Genomic DNA, 18,402 nt, shown 5'->3' with positions numbered 1-18,402 from the left:
AAGGTCAATGGCCCCAAGTCCCTGAAACGAAGGACTTGGGGCCTGATTTTCAGAAAGAGGGTCCCGTCAGCGCATGTACAGCTGCGAACGGGGAACGATCTGCTGCTCCTGGCCCGGGCTCGACCACAGCAGCTTCAGATGGGCCTCGCCCGTCTGCTCCGCGTACTCGACCTTGATCGTGTGACGCCTGCCCGCGGTCAGGTTCACCTGGGCCTTGTCGAGCTTGGGCTCGTGCGGCGTCCAGGAGTCGATGACGAGCTTGCCGTCGATCCATACGCGGGCCATGTCGTCGGAGACGGTGGTCAGCGTGTACGTTTCCGAGCGGCGCGGCACGACCGATCCCGTCCAGCGGACACTGAAGTGGTCCGAGGGGATCGAGACGGCCGGTGAGCCGGTGTACTTCCACGCGTGGTTGAGCGTGGCGTCGGTGCGGGTGATCCTCGGGGCGCCTTCGAGCTTCGCGTTGTCGAAGATCTCCTGCTTGAGGCCCGTGCCGCGGCCGGGGCGGGCGGTGGGCCCGGGGTCGACGGACAGCTCGACCACGGTCGCGGTCTCGTTGGTGGCGGCGCCCGACGGCTTGATGTCGTAGCCGTCGCCCGCCTTGGTGACCGTCACCTTCTGGTCGCTGCCGAGGATCTTGGCCGACGTCACCGTGAACTCGGTGCGCGCCGTGAGGTGCAGTGTTCCGCCCGCCGCCGGCCACCGCGTGACCGCCGCGTACAGCTTGTCGCCCTTGCGGCTCACCGCCCCCCAGGACGGCTCCTCGACGAGTCCGCCGTAGCGGGCGCCGAAGACGGCGTTGCCCTGGCCGTCCTCGCGCAGCCAGTCGCCCATCTGCTTCAGGCGGTCGACGGAGGGCTGCGGGACGCGGCCGCGCGCGTCGGGGCCGACGTTGAGGAGGTAGTTGCCGCTGCGCGATGTGGTGGCGAGGAGGTTGCGGGTCAGGGTCGGACCCGACTTCCAGTTCTCGTCGTAACTGGCGTACCCCCAGTGGCCGTTGAGCGTCATGCACGACTCCCAGAGCTGGCCGTCGACCGGGGCGCCCGGGATCTCCTGCTCGGGGGTGCCGTAGTCGCCGTCGACGACGCGGCGCTTGCCGACGCGGTTGTTGATGACCAGATCGGGGTCGAGGCCGCGGAGGTAGGACTCCAGGCGCTCGCCGTCCTTCGCCGTCCAGGGGTTGTGGGGGTTGTCGGTGTCCCACTCGCCGTCGAACCAGAGCAGCGCCGGGTCGTAGGTGTCGACCAGCTCCTTGAGCTGGGCGTACATGCGCTTCTCGTACGCGGGGAAGGTGGCCGGGTCAGCGAAGTCCTTGTCGTGCCAGTCCCAGATCGAGTAGTAGAAGCCGAGTTTGATGCCCGCGTCGTCGGATGCCTTCTTGAGCTCGGCGAGGATGTCGCGGTTCTTGTCGAAGGAGGAGTGGTCGCGCAGGTTCCAGTCGTTCACCTTCGTCGGCCACATCGCGTAGCCCTCGTGGTGCTTGGACGTGATGACGATGTAGCGCATCCCGGCGTCCTTGGCCGCCTTGACGACGGCCTTCGCGTCGAAGTCCGCGGGGTTGAAGGACTGCGCCTGCTTCTCGTACACGGCCATGGGGATGTCGCACTGCCGCTTGATCCACTCGGCGTCACGGCAGACGCTCCCGTCGGGCCGCTTGTACTCGCCCTCCAGGTTCGAGTACGCGCCGAAGTGGATGAACATGCCGAAGCGGTCCTGGCGGAACCAGTTGGTGCGGTCCGCGGTGAAGGGGTCGTCCGCGGCGTGGTCGGTGCCGGGGCCGGGGCCGGTGGCGCGTGGTGGGTCGGGGGTCGGAGCCCGGTCGGTCGCGGCGGGCGGGCCGTCGGGGAGGGCGGTCGCGGCGGGGGCGGCCGTGCCCGCGAGGGCGGCGGCGAGGAGCAGGGCGAGTGCGGGTCCAGTGGCTCTGTGGCGCATGGGGAGGCTCCCGGGGTTCCCTGGGTTGGGGGTCGCACGGGAACGTAGGAGTGAATACATCGGATGTCAATGGGTCTGCCATGGGCCCAACTGGCGCGATCTGCGGATCATTTGCCCCGCACGTGGCTCAGATCCATCCGATGACTGCTGCTACACGGTGACTTCCGGAGGGAGAGTGTGTCGCGCGAGTGTGGCGCTGATGAGGATGGGGGCGACCTCAAGGATGTCGTCGCCGCGGGAGACGTAGTTGGCCTGGGGGCCGTAGCCGCCGTAGGGGTCGTTTCCGCGTTCCACGTCGAGGACGGTCTGGCCGATGAGGACCGTGGAGGTGGCGTACAGGGAGCGCGGGACGTCCTCGCCGAAGACCGAGACGTACATGGCGTTCGCCGTGTACTCGTCGCGGGCGAAGAAGGCGTCGAGCTCGGCCGGATGGTCGTAGCTCAGTATGTAGAAGACCGGCGCGAAGAACTCGACGAGCCGGTCGTGGCGCGCAAGCGGGCGGACGATGACCGTCGGCTGCACGGTGGCGGCCGGTATGTCGACTCCGCCGCCGTGCACCACGTCGTCGGCGACTGCTTCAAGGCGTTGGGCGAGGTCGCGCAGGGGGCGTGGGTTGAGGATGGGACCCACCCGCACCTGCGGGTCGTCGTAGCTGCCGCAGGGGAGCGCGGACAGGGTGGCGCGCAGCCGTGCGACGAACGCGTCGGTGCGGCTGCTGTGGACCAGGTACGCGTCGGGTCCGGCGCAGTCCTGTCCCCCGTTGAACAGCCGGGCCGCGACGATCCGGTCGAACGAGGCGTCCAGACCGGCGCGCGGCCCGACCACTATGGGATTGGGGGCGCTGCCCTCGAACACGAACAGGGCCGACGGGCATTCCCGTCGTACCTGCTCGGCGTTCTCGTACCGGCCGGTGAAGATCACGGTGTCGGCGTGGCGTACGTGGTCCTCGATGAAGGCGCGGCGGGTGCGGTGGACCAGTTCGAGTCTCTCGAAGTACTCGCCGAGCCCGCTCGCGGCGAGCACGTCCTTGTGCCACTGCTCGGTGGCCGCCGGTCCGCGCACCGTGACCGCCTCGGCGGCCAGGGAGGGGATGGCGGCGAACAGCACCATCGAATACAGCGGCAGATTGACCGGCAGGAACACGGCGACGCGGCCGGCCCGCGCGGCTCGCAGGTCAGGCACCTCGCGGTGCAGGTTCCGCAGCGCGTCGACGGCGCCTTCGAGCTCGTCGGCGGCTGTCTCGGCGCTTTCGTGACGCGTGAGAACGGCCATCAGCTCCGCGCGCCGTGAGACGAGGCGGTCGGCTGCTGCTGCCGCGGCGGCCAGGGCGTCCGGGAGGTTCATCCAGGTAGCTGTGCCCAGGTGTTGGACGCCGAGGGTGGGCTCTAGGGTGGGCTCTTCGGTCGCGTGTACCGGATGTGCCGTGTGCGTCACGTGCGTCATGTGCGTCACGTGTGCCATGTATGTCTCCATGTGCGCCGGGGCGGTCAGGGGGCTGTTCGGTGCGCGAAAGCTACCTGCTGTTCTCCGGCGGTGTGTGGGTTCCGTGATCATAGAGGGGCGCTCGGTCACGGTTCCGGCGCCGCCGGACAGGCGTGCGGCAGGCTTGCCTCCGGATCAGAGGCGTGCCCCGGACCAAAGGCGTGCGTGCCCCCGATCAAAGGCGTGCCCCCGGATCAAGCCGGGGAAGAGACACCTCGGAATGCACCGCGCACCCGCACCGCAGCGTGCACCTGCACCGCGCACCCACATCGCGCACCGCGCACCGCGCCCCCGCACGCTCCCTCCCTCCCGATTACGGAGCCCGTATGCCTCTCCCCCGCCGCACTCTCCTCACCGGCCTCGCCGGTACGGCCGGTGCCGCAGCCGTCGCCTGTTCCGGCAGCACGGCCGACGGAGCGCCCGCCCCGCGCCGGACCGCCGCAGCCGAGGCGGCCCGACGCCTGCTCCCCCGCCACTGGGACCAGATCACGTTCAGGGCCGTCCCCAAGGAGCCGGGCGCCGAGGACTCCTTCCGGGTCACCGGCGAACGCGGCCGCATCACGGTCACGGCGACCGGACCCGCCACCCAACTCACGGGGTTACGCCACTACTTGAAGCACACCGCGCACGCCAACATCACCTGGGCGGGCAGCCGGACGGACCTGCCGAAGCGGCTTCCCGCACCCACGGCCCCGCTCACCGGCACGGCCAACGTCCCCCACCGCTTCGTACTCAACGACACCAACGACGGCTACACCGGCGCGTACCACGACTGGGCCTACTGGGAGCGCGAGATCGACGTGCTCGCGCTGCACGGCTACAACGAAGTGCTCGTGTACGTGGGCGCCGACGCCGTGCAGCACCGCGCGTTCCAGGAGTTCGGCTACGCGGACGAGGAGCTGCGCGCCTGGATACCGGGGCCCGCCCACCAGCCGTGGTGGCTCCTGCAGAACATGTCGTCGTTCCCGCACCCGGTGTCCCGGCAGCTGCTCGACGCCCGCGCCCGCCTGGGCCGCCGCATCTGCGACCGGCTCCGCGAGCTCGGCATGACGCCGGTCCTGCCCGGCTACTACGGCACCGTGCCGGCCGGTTTCGCCGACAGGAACCCCGGCGCGAAGACGGTGCCGCAGGGCAGTTGGGTGGGCTTCACGCGACCGGACTGGCTGGATCCGCGCACCGGCCACTTCGCGCGCGTGGCCGCCGCGTTCTACCGGGCGCAGGACGCCCTCTTCGGCCCGACCACGATGTACAAGATGGACCTCCTGCACGAGGGCGGAAAGCCCGGTGACGTGCCGGTCGGGGAGGCCGCGAAGGGCGTCGAGAAGGCGCTGCGGGCCGCGCACCCCGGCGCCACCTGGGTCATCCTCGGCTGGCAGCACAATCCCCCGAAGGCCATCACCGACGCCGTCGACAGAGAGCGGATGCTCGTCGTCGACGGCCTCTCCGACCGCTTCCCCCATGTCACCGACCGCGAGGCCGACTGGGGCGCCACGCCGTACACCTTCGGCTCCATCTGGAACTTCGGCGGACACACCGTCCTCGGCGCCAACACCCCCGACTGGGCGGCCCTCTACGAGAAGTGGCGCACCAGGGACGGCAGCACGATGCGCGGCATCTCCCTCATGCCGGAGGCCGCCGACGACAATCCGGCGGCCTTCGAGCTCTTCTCCGAACTGGCCTGGAGAAAGGGCGACTTGAACCTCAAGCGCTGGTTCGACGAGTGGGCCCGTACCCGATACGGGGCCGAAGATCCGCACGCCACCGCCGCCTGGGACATCCTGCGCCGCACCGCCTACGGCACGACCCGGGCCGACTCATGGGCCGAGGGCGCCGACGGCCTCTTCGGGGCGCGCCCCGACCTGTCCGCGACCTCGGCGGCGGCCTGGTCCCCCAAGAAGATGCGCTACGACCCGGCGGACTTCGAACCGGCCCTGGGCGAACTCCTCGCCGTACGACGCGAGTTGCGCACCTCGTCCGCGTACCGCCGCGACCTGCTCGACGTCGCCCGGCAGGCGCTCTCCAACCGCAGCCGCGTCCTGCTCCCCCGGATCAAGCAGGCGTACGACGCCGGGGACGCGGCGCGCTTCGACCGGCTGACCCGCGACTGGCTCGCCCTGATGGACCTGCTCGACCGGCTCGTGGCCACCGACTCGCGCCACCTGCTCGGCCGTTGGGTCGCGGACGCCCGCGGCTGGGGCGCCACCGACAAGGAACGCACCGAACTCGCCTACGACCAGCTCTCCTTGCTCACGGTCTGGGGCACGCGCGAGGGCGCGGACGCGGGCCTGCGGGATTACGCCAACCGTGAGTGGGCGGGCCTCGTCGGTGGCCTCTACCGGCAGCGCTGGTCCCTCTACTTCAAGGAACTCCGCGCCGCCCTCACGGAGGACCACGCTCCCGCCGACATCGACTGGTTCACCGTCGAAAACACCTGGGCCCGCGATCCGGGCCACCTGGCGACCCGCCCGTCGGGCAGCACGTACGCGGTGGCCGCGGTGGTGCGGAGTTCCTTGCAGTAGCGGGGCCAGTGGGGCGGTCGGCTCGCGATCTGCGGGTGCGTCGTGGCTTGTCGCGCAGTTCCCCGCGCCCCTTATGGGGCGCCCGGCCCCACCCCGGCGCGCGGGGCAAGGGGCGGGCCCCTACATCACCTCACGGACGACGCGGACACTCCTTCCAGGCCATGTGGTACACGGTACTGATGTCCCCGTCGGTCGAGTCCATCGTCATGAAGCTCGACTTCGCGGGGTCAGACGTTCCCGCGTCGACACGCAACTCCGTGTTGATGTTGAAGTTCCGCTTCACCCCGCACGGCGCCCACACGAGCTGCGCCCAGTCCGTACTGTCGGTGGCCTGCCAGTTGTCGCTGTAGGCCCCCTTGAACTCGTGGCTGATCGCCCCCGTCTGGGGCGACCCCTGGAAGTAGTACGAGGCCTTCTCCGTGCCCTTGGCGCCGGGCTGGAGCGAGGCGTAGCCGCGATAGTCCGCGCTGGCGATCGCGTACGTGAAGCCCTGCGGGACGTGCACGACGAGGTTGAGCTGGCAGTTTTTGCGGAAGGCCGTGGGGTCGGACCCCGCACCCGTACGGGCGAGATAGTCGCTGTAGGTGACCGTGAAGGCCGTGTTGTCCTCGGACACGGCGACGGCCGCGGTACCGGCGGGGCAGCCGGAGCCGTTGACCGTGGCGACCTCGATCACGATCTTGTCGGGGGGCGGGTCCAGGATCGAGGTCGCGTCCTGCGCGGGGAGTGTCGAGCCGAAGAGCGCCACTAGGGCGCCGCTCAGCAGCAGTGCACCGGCCATGGTTCTCCATTCCATTTCTGCGGAGGGGGGTTGGAGAAGTGCCTGTGGTGCGTGGAGCGCATTGCGGGTGCCTGGAGCGGATTGCGTGAGCGAGGCGGAGCGTACGGACCCGTGGGGCGCGCTGCCAGAGCGAGGTCCGGCCATTTCGCGCCGCAGACGTATCGCGGCTTGACGGGTATACGTCATCTCAAATCTCTGGTAGGAAACCTTCCTAACAGACGCGGAACCATGAACTCCCCCACCTGGAGGCCCTCGTGGAGACCCCTCACATACGCACGCGCACCACCCTCACCTCCCGCCGCACCCTGCTCGCCTTCATGGGCGCGGCGGCCGTCGCGGGGCCGCTGCTCGCCACGCAGTCCGCTAACGCGACCCAGACCTCGGCCTCGGCCCCGACCTCCTCGCTGTTCGCGGCCGCTGGGCTCGACGATCCGGCGAAGAAGGAGATCGCGATGCAGATCGTCTGCAGCGCGGAGAACTCCTCGCTCGACTGGAAGAAGCAGTATCGATACTGCGAGGACATCGACGACGGCCGCGGCTACACCGCGGGCATCATCGGCTTCTGCTCCGGCACCGGCGACATGCTCGACCTGGTCGAGCTCTACACGCAGCGCAAGCCGGGCAACATCCTGGCCAAGTACCTCCCGGCGCTGCGCAGGGTCGACGGCACCGACTCGCACGAGGGCCTCGACCCGAACTTCAAGCGCGACTGGGAGCGGGCCGCCGACACCGACGCGGAGTTCCGCAAGGCGCAGAACGACGAGCGCGACCGCGTCTACTTCAACCCGTCGGTCAAGCAGGGCAAGGCGGACGGCATCGGGGTCCTCGGACAGTTCTGTTACTACGACGCGATCGTCATGCACGGCGACGGCGGCGACTCCACCAGCTTCCGCAACATCCGTAAGCGCGCGCTGCGTTCGGCCAAGCCGCCGGCCCAGGGCGGCGACGAGGTGGCGTACCTGAACGCCTTCCTCGACGCGCGCGTCTGGGCGATGAAGCAGGAGGAGGCCCACGAGGACACCAGCCGGGTCGACACGGCGCAGCGAGTGTTCCTGAAGAAGCGGAACCTCAACCTGGACACGCCGCTGGAGTGGAAGGTCTACGGGGACCCGTACCGCATCGGGTGACGGTCGGCGGCCCTCCCCGGCCGCCTTCCTGGTCACCTTCCCGACGGCCTTCCCGCGCGGGGTGCTTCGGCGCCCCGCGCTCCCGGCCCCCCCTCTCTCACGCACCTCCAATGCCACACGCCTCTTGCCTCACCAGGGCCCCCATGGATACGGTCCCGGCCAACTCCCTGTCTACGCGCGTCTACCTGCACCGAGGTGAGAGAGCTCCATGTTCTTCCGTACGACCGTGCTGACCACCGCAGCCGTCTCCGTCGCCGCGCTCGCCGTCACAGGCGCCGCATCGGGCGCCACCGCCCCCGCCACCGCCCCCGCCTCCGCATCGGACGGCGGCTGGCAGCGGGCCGGTGACGACATCACCTCGGGCATCAGCGGCTCCGCGCTGACCGGCCGCTCCGACGGCGCGACGCACGCCGTCGTCGTACGCGACAACAAGAAGCCCGGCCAGAACCGCGTCGCCGACCTCACCTACCGCCCCGGCCGCTCCGCCACCGTCGAGCCGCTCACCTGGGCGGGCGGCGCCGAACCCATAGACCTGGAGGCGATCGAGGCGGTGCCGGGCACCTCCGACGAGTACGTGGCGCTGGCCAGCCGCGGCCTCGTCTACCACCTGAAGGTGAAGGGCTCCGAAGCCGAGGTACTGGACACCTCCCCGCTCCCCGCGATCGCCGAGGGCGACGACTACGAGAGCTTCGCGCTGACCTCGCGGCACGGCAGGATGGCGGCGGTCTGGGCCGACCGGGGCGCGGGCAGGGACCGTCCGGCGACGCTGCACGCGGCGCCGTTCTCCTTCAACAAGTACGGCGAGGCGGAGTTCGGCCGGGTCACGACGGCCCGCTTCCGCGCCCCCTACCCGTCGGGCGACGTCCGGCACGCCTCGGACATCACGGTCACGGGCTCCGGCCGCCTCCTCATCAGCTCGGCCTCGGACGCCGGGGACGACGGGCCCTTCGACTCGGCCGTGAACGACGCGGGCAGCCTGTCGGTGAGCCGCTCCGGCGCGGTGCGCCTCTCGGTCGCCAAGTCCCCCGACGTACTACGGAAGTTCAAGGGCCACAAGATCGAGGCGATGGAGTACGTGCCGGAGACGAAGTCGCTGCTGCTCGGCACGGACGACGAGAACGCGGGAGGGGTCGTCACGACGGTGCGGCTGCCGCGCGGCGGCACGTCCCGCTGACCGCCGGCCCGCCTTCTCGCATCAGACCTTCTCGCATCAGGTCCGGCGGGCCCAGGAAGCAATACGGTCCGCGAACTCGCCCACCAGGTCCCGGAGTTCATCGGGTCGCTCGATGACGAAGGGCCGGTCGAGGGAGGCGAGCACCGGCGGCAGCCAGTCGAGCCGCTCGGCCCGCACCTCGACGCGCAGCCAGGGCTCGGCCGCCGGGTCCGTGCCCGCCTCGGATTCGGGGCCGAGCTCCTCCAAAGTCGCGACGGAGGCCGGGAGTCGGGCGCGGATCTGCTCGGCCGTGCCCTGGATCCGCAAGGTCACCTCGTACCGGTACGGGGCTGTGGCGAGCCCCGCCAGGACGCGCTCGGCCGGATCTACTCCGTCCGGCACCTCGAACGAGCCGGGCAGGTTCCGCACGCCCTCGATGCGGTCGAGCCGGAAGGTCCGGTCCTCGCCGGTGCCGGTGCGGTCCTCGCCGGTGCCGGGGACCGCGCCCGTGACGTACCAGCGGCCCGCGTGGGCGACGATCCCGTACACGTGCAAGGGGCGTTCGCTGCGGCGGCCCTCCCGGTCGACGTATCTGATCGAGACCGGGCGCCGGTGGCGTGCCGCGTCGGCGACGGTGAGCAGGACCTCTGCGTCCGGGGTCGCGGACTCGCCGGGCGGCGCCGTGAAGGCGAGGGAGTCCAGGACCGCGTCGAGCCGGTGCGCGAGGCGCTCGGGCAGCACCCTGCGGATCTTGGCCGCCGCCGTCTCGCTCGCCGTGTCCGCCGCCGTCATCAGCCCCGCCCTGCGCCCGGCGACCAGGCCGAGCAGCGCGGCGAGCGCCTCCTCGTCGCTGAGCATGAGCGGCGGCAGACGGTACCCGGGGGCGAGCCGGTACCCGCCGTAGCGGCCGCGCACCGCTTCGACCGGCACGTCGAGGTCGACCAGATGGTCCACGTACCGCCGCACGGTCCGCCCGTCGACGCCCAGTTTCTCGGCGAGTTCCGCGACCGTCCGGATGCCGCCCGACTGCAGCAGCTCCAAGAGGGTCAGCACACGCCCGGTAGGTCGAGACATGGTCGGAGCCTAGCGCCAATACCGGACCGATTCTGTCCTCTATTTGTCCTAGCCTGCGGAGTGCCACGACATCGCGGCGCGGCGGCCGCCGTTTGCGACCACCCTCTTGACCTGGGAGAACACCATGAACTTCGTCTCGATCCGCATCATCACGCACGACGTCGCGCGCCTCGTCGCGTTCTACGAGAAGGCCACCGGGCTCTCGGCCGCCTGGGCCACCGAGGACTTCGCTGAGCTCAGCACCCCCACCGCGGCCCTCGCGATCGCCGGCACCCGCACCGTCCCGCTGTTCGCCCCCGGCTCGGCCCGCCCCGCGGACAACCACAGCGTGATCATCGAGTTCCTCGTCGACGACGTCGACCGCGTCCACGAGAACCTGACCGCCCTGGTCACCGACTTCGTCGCGCCCCCCACCACGATGCCCTGGGGCAACCGCTCCCTGCTCTTCCGCGACCCCGACGGCAACCTCGTCAACTTCTTCACCCCGGTGACCCCGGCGGCCGTCGCGAAGTTCGCCCGGTGAGCACCGGCTGCTCATCGTCGGGCGGGCCGCCGGGGCGCGCCACGGAGTGGATCAGCGATCGGCCGGGCTGTGCGCCCGCTCGGGCAGGCAGAACATCAGGGCCCACAGCAGGGCGAGGAGGCCGCCGACCCACCACAGCACGGTGGTGAACGCCTCGCGGTTGAGTCCGGCGCCGGGTGATCCGCCGGTGGTGGCGAAGAAGACCAGGGCGGTCAGCGCGGTGCCCAGCGCGATGCCCAGGTGCATGGCGGTGTTGAACAGACCCGAGGCGGAACCGGCGTTCTCGTGCGGGACCCCGGCCAGCGACATGTCGGCGAGCGGGCCGCTGACCATGCCGAGGCCGAACCCGATCAGTACTACCGGAGGGGTCATCGCCAGCAGGGTCAGGTCCGCCTGACCCGCGTCGGCCTGGAGTCCGTAGGCGGCCATCGCGGCGAGCGCGATGAGGGCTCCGGCCTGGGGAAGGCGGCGGGCGAAGCGTCCGGCGCTCTTCGCCGCGATCGTCGCGCCGGCCAGTTCTCCGAAGGAGAGCAGGACGAAGGCGATGGCCGCGTGGAAAGGGCTCATGCCCAGGCCGCGCTGGAGGTAGAGGGTCCAGGTCATGAAGAACAGCCCGCACAGCAGGCCGTGCGTCAGCTGCGCGGCCGTGCCGCCGGAGAACTGCCGGCTCCGGAAGAGGGGCAGGGGCACGAGGGGTGCGTTGTCCTGCTTGCACTGCTGGTGGCGCAGGAAGACACCGAGCGCGAGCAGGCCGGTGGCGAGCATGACGAAGCACCACAGCGGCCAGTGGTGGAGGTGCCCCTCGGTGAGCGGGACGAGGATCAGGACGATGGCCAGTGCGGACAGCAGCATGCCGGTCAGGTCGAGCCGGTCGGCCTTCTGGACGGTCGATTCGGGGACGAACCGGCGCCCCAGGAGGAGCACGGCGAGGCCGACGGGCACGTTGATCAGGAAGATCGGCCGCCAGGACAGCCCGAACAGATCGGCCTCGGTGAGCAGCCCGCCAAGGACCGGGCCCAGCACGTTGGCGAGGGAGAGGACCGCCCCGTACAGGCCGAACGCCTTGCTGCGGTTCTGCCCCTCGAAGGTGACGTGGAGGGTGGCCAGGACCTGCGGAATCATCAGGGCCACTCCCACGCCCTGGAGCATGCGGGCGCCGATCAGTACGCCGGGGCCGGTGGCGAGGCCGCACAGCAGCGACGCCGTGGTGAACACGACGGTGCCGCTGAGGAGCATCCTGCGTCGGCCGTAGAGGTCGCCGAGGCGTCCGCCGGTGATCAGGCCGACGGCGACGGGCAGGGAATAGCCGGTGGTCAGCCACTGCACGGCGGCCGGTCCCGCGCCGGTCGATTCCTGGATCGCGGGCAGGGCGGTCAGGACGACGGACTGGTCGAGGATGTCCATGAGCTCGGCGACCAGCAGCACCAGGAGGGCGATCCGGGCCGCCAATGCCATTTTCGGGTGGTGGGGTGCTGGGTGGTCCGGGGGCTGGGGGGTGTGCTGTGGCTCGTTGCCGAGCGCGGCGGAAGACACGACGGGAACTCCTGATCCAAGGAATCGGGGAGCCCTGCCGACAGCCGCACCGGGGCGGGAAAACGCGAAACCCGGGGCAGACGGCAGAGCTGCACCCGGGACAGAGAAGAAGACAGAAAACTGCGGGGGGGGGTGACGCAACTCAGGCCAGCGCGACGTCCGCCCCCGGACACGTGCGACACAACAGCACGTGGGGAACGCGGACGACTACATGGCCTGGTTAATAGGACGTCACCTCAAGATCGACACAGCAGGAACAAGAACTCCGGCCGCTCCGGCCGAGACCTCCGGCGCAGCAGCTTGACCACGGTATGACATCTCGGGGCCCTTCGTACAACGGATTATGAAGTAACTTCCGCCGTACGGTCGGCGGCGGCACGGACCTACTCCGGCGCGCCCCGGAAACGGAAGACCCCCCGGGCACCCCCGCACCGACCGCCCGCTTCCGGCACCTGCCCGTTCAGCCATGCGACGCTGCCCTTCGGTCTCTGGTCGGACCCGCCTCCTGTCAGGGAGACTTGGTGGCTCTGTAGATCGAGGAGTCCCGTTGCGCGAACACGACCACACCCGTACGAACGCCGCCGGGAAGACGCGAAACACGGCCCGCAGACCCACAACCGGAACCGAAGACCCGCTCCAGCGGCTGCGCGCCCTGCAGGGAGCGGCCGGGAACGCCGCCGTGGTGCAGATGCTCCGCCAGAACGGCGGGCAGGGCTCCGGCGAGCAGGAGCAGGAGCGGCACCGGCACGGCGCCGGTTGCGGCCATCAGCAGGACGGGCAGCCCACGGTGCAGCGCGCGCCGGGCCAGGACCCGATGGCGATGGACATCGACAGGCTGGACTTCTCCGACGCCGAGGAGCTCTCGGACGGCGGCACCGACTCGGAGGCGGGCGAGTACGACTTCCCCGATTTCATGGCCGAGCGCGACAAGCACCCTCGTTCCACCACGCCGACTCCCCAGCCCGCGGCGGGCTTCGGGGACAGCACCTACGGCATCGACCCCGGCAAGGTGAAGTCGATGCGCGAGGACAGGAAGCAGGGCCGCGACGTACCGCCGCTGCGCTACCGCAAGGACACCGAGCCCCTGTACCGCTGGGACGGCAGGACGCCGGACCAGATAATCGGCAAGGGGTTCAAGCCCTGGAACGAGAAGCTGCCGGCCAGCCTGCGGCACTATCAGAAGCTCCTGCAGAGGACGGGTTTCGTCAGCACCACCCGCTCCCCCGGCGGGTACGTGCCCGACTGGGCGCGGCAGCCGGACGGCAGCGGCTGGCGCTACGTGATCCACGCGCCCGGCGGCATCGACCTGGTGGACACGCTGGGCACCACGTCCTTCGCCCAGCAGCAGGAAGTCATCTTCTGGAAGGGCATCCAGGCGAATTACGTCGTCCGCGCGGAGCTGTGCGACGCGAGCGGCAAGGTCATCAAGGTCGTCAAGGGCGGCGACCCGGACGCGATGGACGTCGACGGCTGAGAGCCGTCGGGTGACAGGCCGTTGCCTCGCGCGGGACCTGACCGCGCGAGGGAACGGTGTACGTGAGCCGGTGAGCCGTGACCGCGGCAGGCAGCCGGTACCTCAGTGCGCCACCGCCTGCCCCTGCCCCTGCCCCGGCACGCGCGTCTTGGCGATCTCCCCGCCCGGCTCCATCGGAGCCGTCACGTCGTCCTCGTCGCGGCCCCTGCCGATGTGGTTGAAGACCAGGTTCAGGAGCACGGCGGCCACGCAGCCCGTCGAGATGCCCGAATCCAGGATGATCTTCGCCGTCTCCGGGAAGGCGTGGTAGAACTCCGGCGCCGCGATCGGGATCAGGCCGACGGCCAGCGAGACGGCCACGATCAGCACGTTGTTGTCGCGCTCCAGGTCCGCCTTGACCAGCGTCTGGATGCCGCTCGCCGCGACCGAGCCGAAGAGCACCACGCCCGCGCCGCCGAGCACCGGACGCGGCACGACCGCGATCAGCGAGGCGGCCATCGGACAGAGGCCCATCAGGACGAGGAAGCCGCCGCCGGCGGCGACCACGTACCGGCTGCGGATCTTCGTCATCGCGACCAGGCCGATGTTCTGCGCGAAGGCGCTGCACATGAAGCCGTTGAAGAGCGGGCTGAGCGCCGAGCCGAGGGTGTCGGCGCGCAGGCCGGCGGCGATGGTCTTCTCGTCGGCGGGGCGTTCCACGATCTCGCCGAGCGCCAGCATGTCCGCGGTGGACTCGGTCATCGAGACGACCATGACGACGCAGAGGGAGACGATCGCGGCGGCGGCGAACTGCGGCGCGCCGAAGTGGAAGGGCGTCGGGAAGCCCACGACGTCCGCGTCGCCGACCGGGCCGAAGTCCGTGACGCCGAACGGGATCGCGACGAGCGTGCCGACGACGAGGCCGAGCAGGACGGCGATCTGCTTCAGGAAGCCGGTGGTGAAGCGGCGCAGCAGCAGGACGATGACGAGCGTGATGCCCGCCAGGCCCAGGTTCTTCATCGAGCCGTAGTCGTCGGCGCCGGGGACGGGCCCCTGCGCCCAGCCGAAGGCCACCGGCATCAGCGAGATGCCGATGAGGGTGATGACCGTGCCGGTCACCACGGGCGGGAAGAAGCGGATCATCTTCGAGAAGAACGGGGCGGCGATGAAGCCGAGCACGCCCGCGACGATCACCGCGCCGAAGATGAGCGGCAGCGCGTCGTCCTTGTTGTCGGTCGATTCGACGACCGCGAGCATGGGGGCGACACCGGCGAAGGTGACGCCGTTGACGAAGGGCAGCCGGGCACCGATCTTCCAGAAGCCGAGGGTCTGCAGGAAGGTCGCGAGACCCGCGGTGAAGAGGCAGGCGCCCGTGAGGAACGTGAGGTCCTTGGCCGAGAGGCCGATCGCCGCGCCGACGATGAGCGGCGGGGCGACGACGCCCGCGTACATGGCGGCCACGTGCTGGAGGCCGGTGGTGGCCATCTTGAGGGCGGGGAGCTTCTCGTCGACGGGGTGTACGGCCCCGTCGGTGCGTATGGACCCGTCGTCGGTGTCCGGGCCGGGGGCGGCACCTGGGCCGGTGCCTGGGGTGTTGCCTTGCTTGGTGAACCTGGGCTGAGTGGCCACTGTGGCTCCTCCGGTTGTTTTCCAGTACCGGCTGGGCCGCCGGCACTTTTCGCTTCTGGGAGGTGGTGCGTGGTGCAAGGACTTGCTCGGTATGCGGTTGTGGAAATGCGCCCAGGTATTACTGACCGCCCCGGGAACGCGAAGCTTTGGGCCGCGTTCCGGGGCGGCACTTGAGCAGCCCGCTCGGCTGCTCAAGTCCGGTCAAGGGCCGTCCCCCCTGACCGGAATTCTTGGGTTCAGCTCCCGGCGGCGATCCGCGCGAGACGCTGCGCCTGGTCCCGCGTGGAGCGGGCGATGGCGTCCTCGTCGGCGTGCAGCAGGCGGCCGTTCTCGACGACCGGCCTGCCGTTGACGAGGGAGAGCGTGACCGGGGCCGCCGCGCCGAAGACGATGGCGGTCACCGGGTCGGCGATGGACGCGTGTCCGATGCCGTCGATCTTCCAGAGCACCAGGTCGGCGAGCTTGCCGGCCTCCAGGGAGCCGATCTGCGCGCCGCGGCCCAGGACCTGCGCGCCGCCGTACGTGCCCAGGCGCAGGGCCTGACGGGCGTTCAGGGCGGCTTCCTTGTGGGCGCCGAGGCGGTTGATGAGGAGGGCGTTGCGCAGCTCGGTGTGCAGCTCGCCGGACTCGTTGGACGCGGTGCCGTCGACGCCGAGGCCGACGGGGACGCCCGCCCTGAGCATGTCGGGGACGCGGGCGATGCCGGCCGCGAGGCGGGCGTTGGAGGACGGGCAGTGCGCGACTCCCGTACCGGTACGGGCGAACGCGGCGATGTCGGAGTCGTTCATGTGGACGCAGTGCGCCATCCACACGTCCTCACCGAGCCAGCCGGTGGACTCGAAGTAGTCGGTCGGGCCCATGCCGAAGAGCTCGTGGCAGAACTTCTCCTCCTCGACCGTCTCGCTGCCGTGGGTGTGCAGGCGCACTCCGAGGCGGCGGGCCAACTCGGCGCCCTGCTTCATGAGTTCGGTCGACACGGAGAAGGGCGAGCAGGGCGCGACGGCGACCTGCGTCATCGCGTCGAAGGAGGCGTCGTGGTGCTTCTTGACGGTCTCCTCGGTCGCGGCGAGCGCGCCCTCCAGGGTCTCGACGGCGAAGTCCGGCGGCAGGCCGCCGTCCTTCTCGCTGCGGTCCATGGAGCCGCGGGCCAGGGTGAAGCGGACGCCCATCTCGGAGGCGGCGCGGATGATCGAGCCGGAGAGGTCGCCGGAGCCCTGCGGGAACACGTAGTGGTGGTCCATGGCGGTGGTGACACCGCCGCGGGCCATCATGCCGAGGGAGCCCTGCGCGGCCGCGTACGTCATCTGCTCGTCGATGCGCGCCCACGTCGGGTAGAGCGCCACCAGCCAGTTGAACAGGTTGTGGTCGGTGGCCAGGCCCCGGGTGATCCACTGGTAGAAGTGGTGGTGGGTGTTGACCAGGCCGGGGGTGACGAGGTGGCCGGTGGCGTCGATACGGCGTACGACGTTCGCCAGGCCCTCGGGGGCCTTGCCCGCGCCGATCGACTCGATCTTGTTCCCGGCGACCACCACGTACCCCGAGGCGTACTCGGTGTCGTGGGCGTCGACCGTGGCGATGGCGGCGTTCTCGATGACGATGCGCTCTACGGCGCCTGCAGGGTTTGCCGAGGTTGCCATGGTGCTTCCTTTTCCGGTGAGTGGCTGGGGTCCCCCCTGCTCATGAAGAGCTTGGGGGAGGGCACGGCATGACCCTAGGAAGATTTGAGTGCCGCGGCGGTGGAGCCACGGGTGCCGAGATGGTTGAAGAACAGGTTGAGCGAGACGGCGACCAGGGCGCCGGCGCTGATGCCGGAGCCGAGCACGGTCTGCGCCCAGGCGGGGAACTCCGCGTAGAAGGTGGGGGCGGCGAGCGGAATGATGCCCGCGCCGAGCGCCACGGCCACCAGGATGATGTTGGAGCTGTCGTCCAGGCCCGCCTCGGAGAGCGTACGGATGCCGCTGACCGCGATGGAGCCGAAGAGGACGATGCCCGCGCCGCCGAGTACCGGCATGGGGACCACGTTGACGACCGCGCCGAGCACCGGGAAGACGCCGAGGACGATGAGCGCGCCACCGGCGACGGCGACGACGTAGCGGCTGCGGACCCGGGTCAGCGAGACCACGCCGACGTTCTGCGCGAAGGCCGAGGTCGGGAAGCCGCCGAAGACGGGTCCGACCAGGGTCGCGATGCCGTCGGTGCGCAGGCCGCGGGTGATGGTCCTCCCGTCGGTCTTGCGCTCGCAGATCTCGCCGAGGGCGAGCATGCCGGCCGCGGACTCGGTCATCAGGACCAGCATCACGATGCAGAGCGAGAGGATCGCGGCGGGCTGGAAGACGGGGGCGCCGGAGGCGAACGGCGTGGGCAGGGCGGCGAGCGGGGCCGTCTGCACCGATGTGAAGTCGGCCATGCCGAACGGGATCGCGGCGAGCGTGCCGATGAACAGGCCCGCGAGCAGGGCGACTTGCTTGAAAAAGCCGCGGCCGAAGCGCTGGAAGAGCAGGATCACGACGAGCGTGAAGGCGGCGAGCGCCAGGTACTTCATGTTGCCGAAGGCCGGGTCGGTCTCGTCGCCGCCCTGCGCCCATTTCACGGGCACGGGCATCAGCGTGACGCCGATGAGGGTGATGACGACGCCGGTGACCAGCGGCGGGAAGAAGCGGAGCAGCCTGCCGAAGAAGGGGCCGACCGCGAGGCAGAAGACGCCCGCGACCATCACCGCGCCGTAGATCGCGGGGAGTTGGTCGCCCTTGGCGTTGGTCTCGGCGATGGCGAGGATGGGCGCGATGCCGGCCGAGGAGGCGGCGTTCACGAACGGCAGGCGGTTGCCGACGAAGCCCTTGACGCCGAGGGTCTGCAGGATGGTGGCGAGACCGGCGATGAGGAGCCCGGCGGCGATGAGCCGGGTCTGGGCGACGGTGTCCAGGCCGCAGGCCTGGCCGATGATGAGCGGAGGGGTGACCACACCCGCGTACATGGCGGCGATGTGCTGGAGCGCGGCGGGGACGAGCCGCGAGGGGTGGAGCTTCTCGTCCACCGGGTGACAGTCGGCAGTTGACGCCCTGTCAGCTATGTCCCTGTCAGCTATGTCCGATGGGGTGGAACACGGGCCTTCGGCTGCTGCCGGCCCCTGTGCAGGCTGTGCCATTGCGGATGTTCCCTCCGGTGTGGCGCGCCCCCGCCCACTGCGGGTGGAGCG

The 18,402-nt window shown here is 70.4% G+C and carries 13 protein-coding genes; 5 read left to right on the top strand and 8 right to left on the bottom strand.

Going from position 1 to position 18,402, the window contains the following annotated elements; all coding sequences use genetic code 11:
* Window positions 1-66: 66 nt before the first annotated feature.
* Both ACFVYL_RS23175 and ACFVYL_RS23170 read right to left on the bottom strand, forming a co-directional pair.
* Window positions 67-1,932, bottom strand: a complete 1,866-nt coding sequence (locus ACFVYL_RS23175) for an alpha-L-fucosidase (RefSeq protein ID WP_389719091.1) — start codon at window positions 1,930-1,932, stop codon at window positions 67-69.
* Between the two features lie 150 nt (window positions 1,933-2,082).
* A complete protein-coding gene (locus ACFVYL_RS23170; protein ID WP_389719090.1) occupies window positions 2,083-3,393 on the bottom strand; it encodes an aldehyde dehydrogenase family protein in 1,311 nt (436 codons plus the stop codon).
* Between the two features lie 347 nt (window positions 3,394-3,740).
* On the opposite strand from ACFVYL_RS23170, the gene ACFVYL_RS23165 reads away from it, so the two are divergent.
* Entirely contained in the window at window positions 3,741-5,933 is a 2,193-nt protein-coding gene (locus tag ACFVYL_RS23165; RefSeq protein ID WP_389719089.1) for an alpha-N-acetylglucosaminidase, read from the top strand.
* A gap of 130 nt (window positions 5,934-6,063) precedes the next feature.
* On the opposite strand, the gene ACFVYL_RS23160 is transcribed toward ACFVYL_RS23165, so the two are convergent.
* The gene (locus tag ACFVYL_RS23160; protein WP_389719087.1) at window positions 6,064-6,714 is read right to left on the bottom strand and encodes a DUF4360 domain-containing protein; all 651 of its coding nucleotides are present in this window, start codon (window positions 6,712-6,714) and stop codon (window positions 6,064-6,066) included.
* 254 nt (window positions 6,715-6,968) lie between these two features.
* Here ACFVYL_RS23160 and ACFVYL_RS23155 point away from each other — a divergent pair, with 254 nt between their 5' ends.
* Together ACFVYL_RS23155 and ACFVYL_RS23150 are read left to right on the top strand one after the other, a co-directional pair.
* Window positions 6,969-7,841, top strand: coding sequence for a chitosanase (locus ACFVYL_RS23155; protein WP_389719086.1), 873 nt, complete (start codon window positions 6,969-6,971; stop codon window positions 7,839-7,841).
* 208 nt (window positions 7,842-8,049) lie between these two features.
* Window positions 8,050-9,015, top strand: coding sequence for a hypothetical protein (locus tag ACFVYL_RS23150; protein WP_389719084.1), 966 nt, complete (start codon window positions 8,050-8,052; stop codon window positions 9,013-9,015).
* A gap of 36 nt (window positions 9,016-9,051) precedes the next feature.
* Here the strand turns inward: ACFVYL_RS23150 and ACFVYL_RS23145 are convergent, their stop codons facing one another.
* Window positions 9,052-10,068: a helix-turn-helix transcriptional regulator gene (locus tag ACFVYL_RS23145; RefSeq protein ID WP_389719083.1), complete on the bottom strand. Its 1,017-nt coding sequence runs from the start codon at window positions 10,066-10,068 to the stop codon at window positions 9,052-9,054.
* Window positions 10,069-10,192: 124 nt separating this feature from the next.
* On the opposite strand from ACFVYL_RS23145, the gene ACFVYL_RS23140 reads away from it, so the two are divergent.
* On the top strand, window positions 10,193-10,591 hold the full coding sequence (locus ACFVYL_RS23140) for a VOC family protein (RefSeq protein ID WP_389719082.1): 399 nt from the start codon (window positions 10,193-10,195) through the stop codon (window positions 10,589-10,591).
* 51 nt (window positions 10,592-10,642) lie between these two features.
* On the opposite strand, the gene ACFVYL_RS23135 is transcribed toward ACFVYL_RS23140, so the two are convergent.
* Window positions 10,643-12,124, bottom strand: coding sequence for an MFS transporter (locus tag ACFVYL_RS23135; protein ID WP_389719080.1), 1,482 nt, complete (start codon window positions 12,122-12,124; stop codon window positions 10,643-10,645).
* A gap of 547 nt (window positions 12,125-12,671) precedes the next feature.
* Between ACFVYL_RS23135 and ACFVYL_RS23130 the strand changes: the two genes are divergently transcribed.
* A complete protein-coding gene (locus ACFVYL_RS23130; RefSeq protein ID WP_389719078.1) occupies window positions 12,672-13,598 on the top strand; it encodes a hypothetical protein in 927 nt (308 codons plus the stop codon).
* A 102-nt stretch (window positions 13,599-13,700) separates the two neighbouring features.
* Here the strand turns inward: ACFVYL_RS23130 and ACFVYL_RS23125 are convergent, their stop codons facing one another.
* From ACFVYL_RS23125 to ACFVYL_RS23115, 3 genes are all read right to left on the bottom strand, one after another.
* The gene (locus tag ACFVYL_RS23125) at window positions 13,701-15,062 is read right to left on the bottom strand and encodes a nucleobase:cation symporter-2 family protein (RefSeq protein WP_389719252.1); all 1,362 of its coding nucleotides are present in this window, start codon (window positions 15,060-15,062) and stop codon (window positions 13,701-13,703) included.
* A gap of 380 nt (window positions 15,063-15,442) precedes the next feature.
* Window positions 15,443-16,843 carry an 8-oxoguanine deaminase gene (locus tag ACFVYL_RS23120; RefSeq protein ID WP_389719077.1) on the bottom strand — a complete coding sequence of 467 codons (1,401 nt, stop codon included), beginning with the start codon at window positions 16,841-16,843 and terminating at the stop codon, window positions 15,443-15,445.
* 74 nt (window positions 16,844-16,917) lie between these two features.
* Entirely contained in the window at window positions 16,918-18,351 is a 1,434-nt protein-coding gene (locus tag ACFVYL_RS23115; RefSeq protein WP_389719075.1) for a nucleobase:cation symporter-2 family protein, read from the bottom strand.
* Window positions 18,352-18,402: the final 51 nt, after the last annotated feature.

This window comes from Streptomyces sp. NPDC058308 (genome assembly GCF_042880275.1).
GTDB lineage: Bacteria > Actinomycetota > Actinomycetes > Streptomycetales > Streptomycetaceae > Streptomyces.
Note: the sequence above shows the minus strand (reverse complement) of the source record. Positions and strands in the feature narration are given on the sequence as shown.

What these genes read in the sequence shown, in the direction of transcription:
- ACFVYL_RS23120 (WP_389719077.1), bottom strand. Translation starts at nt 16,843, where the DNA reads ATGGCAACCTCGGCAAACCCTGCAGGCGCCGTAGAGCGCATCGTCATC.
- ACFVYL_RS23140 (WP_389719082.1), top strand. Translation starts at nt 10,193, where the DNA reads ATGAACTTCGTCTCGATCCGCATCATCACGCACGACGTCGCGCGCCTC.
- ACFVYL_RS23125 (WP_389719252.1), bottom strand. Translation starts at nt 15,062, where the DNA reads ATGGCCACCACCGGCCTCCAGCACGTGGCCGCCATGTACGCGGGCGTC.
- ACFVYL_RS23175 (WP_389719091.1), bottom strand. Translation starts at nt 1,932, where the DNA reads ATGCGCCACAGAGCCACTGGACCCGCACTCGCCCTGCTCCTCGCCGCC.
- ACFVYL_RS23150 (WP_389719084.1), top strand. Translation starts at nt 8,050, where the DNA reads ATGTTCTTCCGTACGACCGTGCTGACCACCGCAGCCGTCTCCGTCGCC.
- ACFVYL_RS23165 (WP_389719089.1), top strand. Translation starts at nt 3,741, where the DNA reads ATGCCTCTCCCCCGCCGCACTCTCCTCACCGGCCTCGCCGGTACGGCC.
- ACFVYL_RS23170 (WP_389719090.1), bottom strand. Translation starts at nt 3,393, where the DNA reads ATGGCACACGTGACGCACATGACGCACGTGACGCACACGGCACATCCG.
- ACFVYL_RS23160 (WP_389719087.1), bottom strand. Translation starts at nt 6,714, where the DNA reads ATGGCCGGTGCACTGCTGCTGAGCGGCGCCCTAGTGGCGCTCTTCGGC.
- ACFVYL_RS23115 (WP_389719075.1), bottom strand. Translation starts at nt 18,351, where the DNA reads ATGGCACAGCCTGCACAGGGGCCGGCAGCAGCCGAAGGCCCGTGTTCC.
- ACFVYL_RS23145 (WP_389719083.1), bottom strand. Translation starts at nt 10,068, where the DNA reads ATGTCTCGACCTACCGGGCGTGTGCTGACCCTCTTGGAGCTGCTGCAG.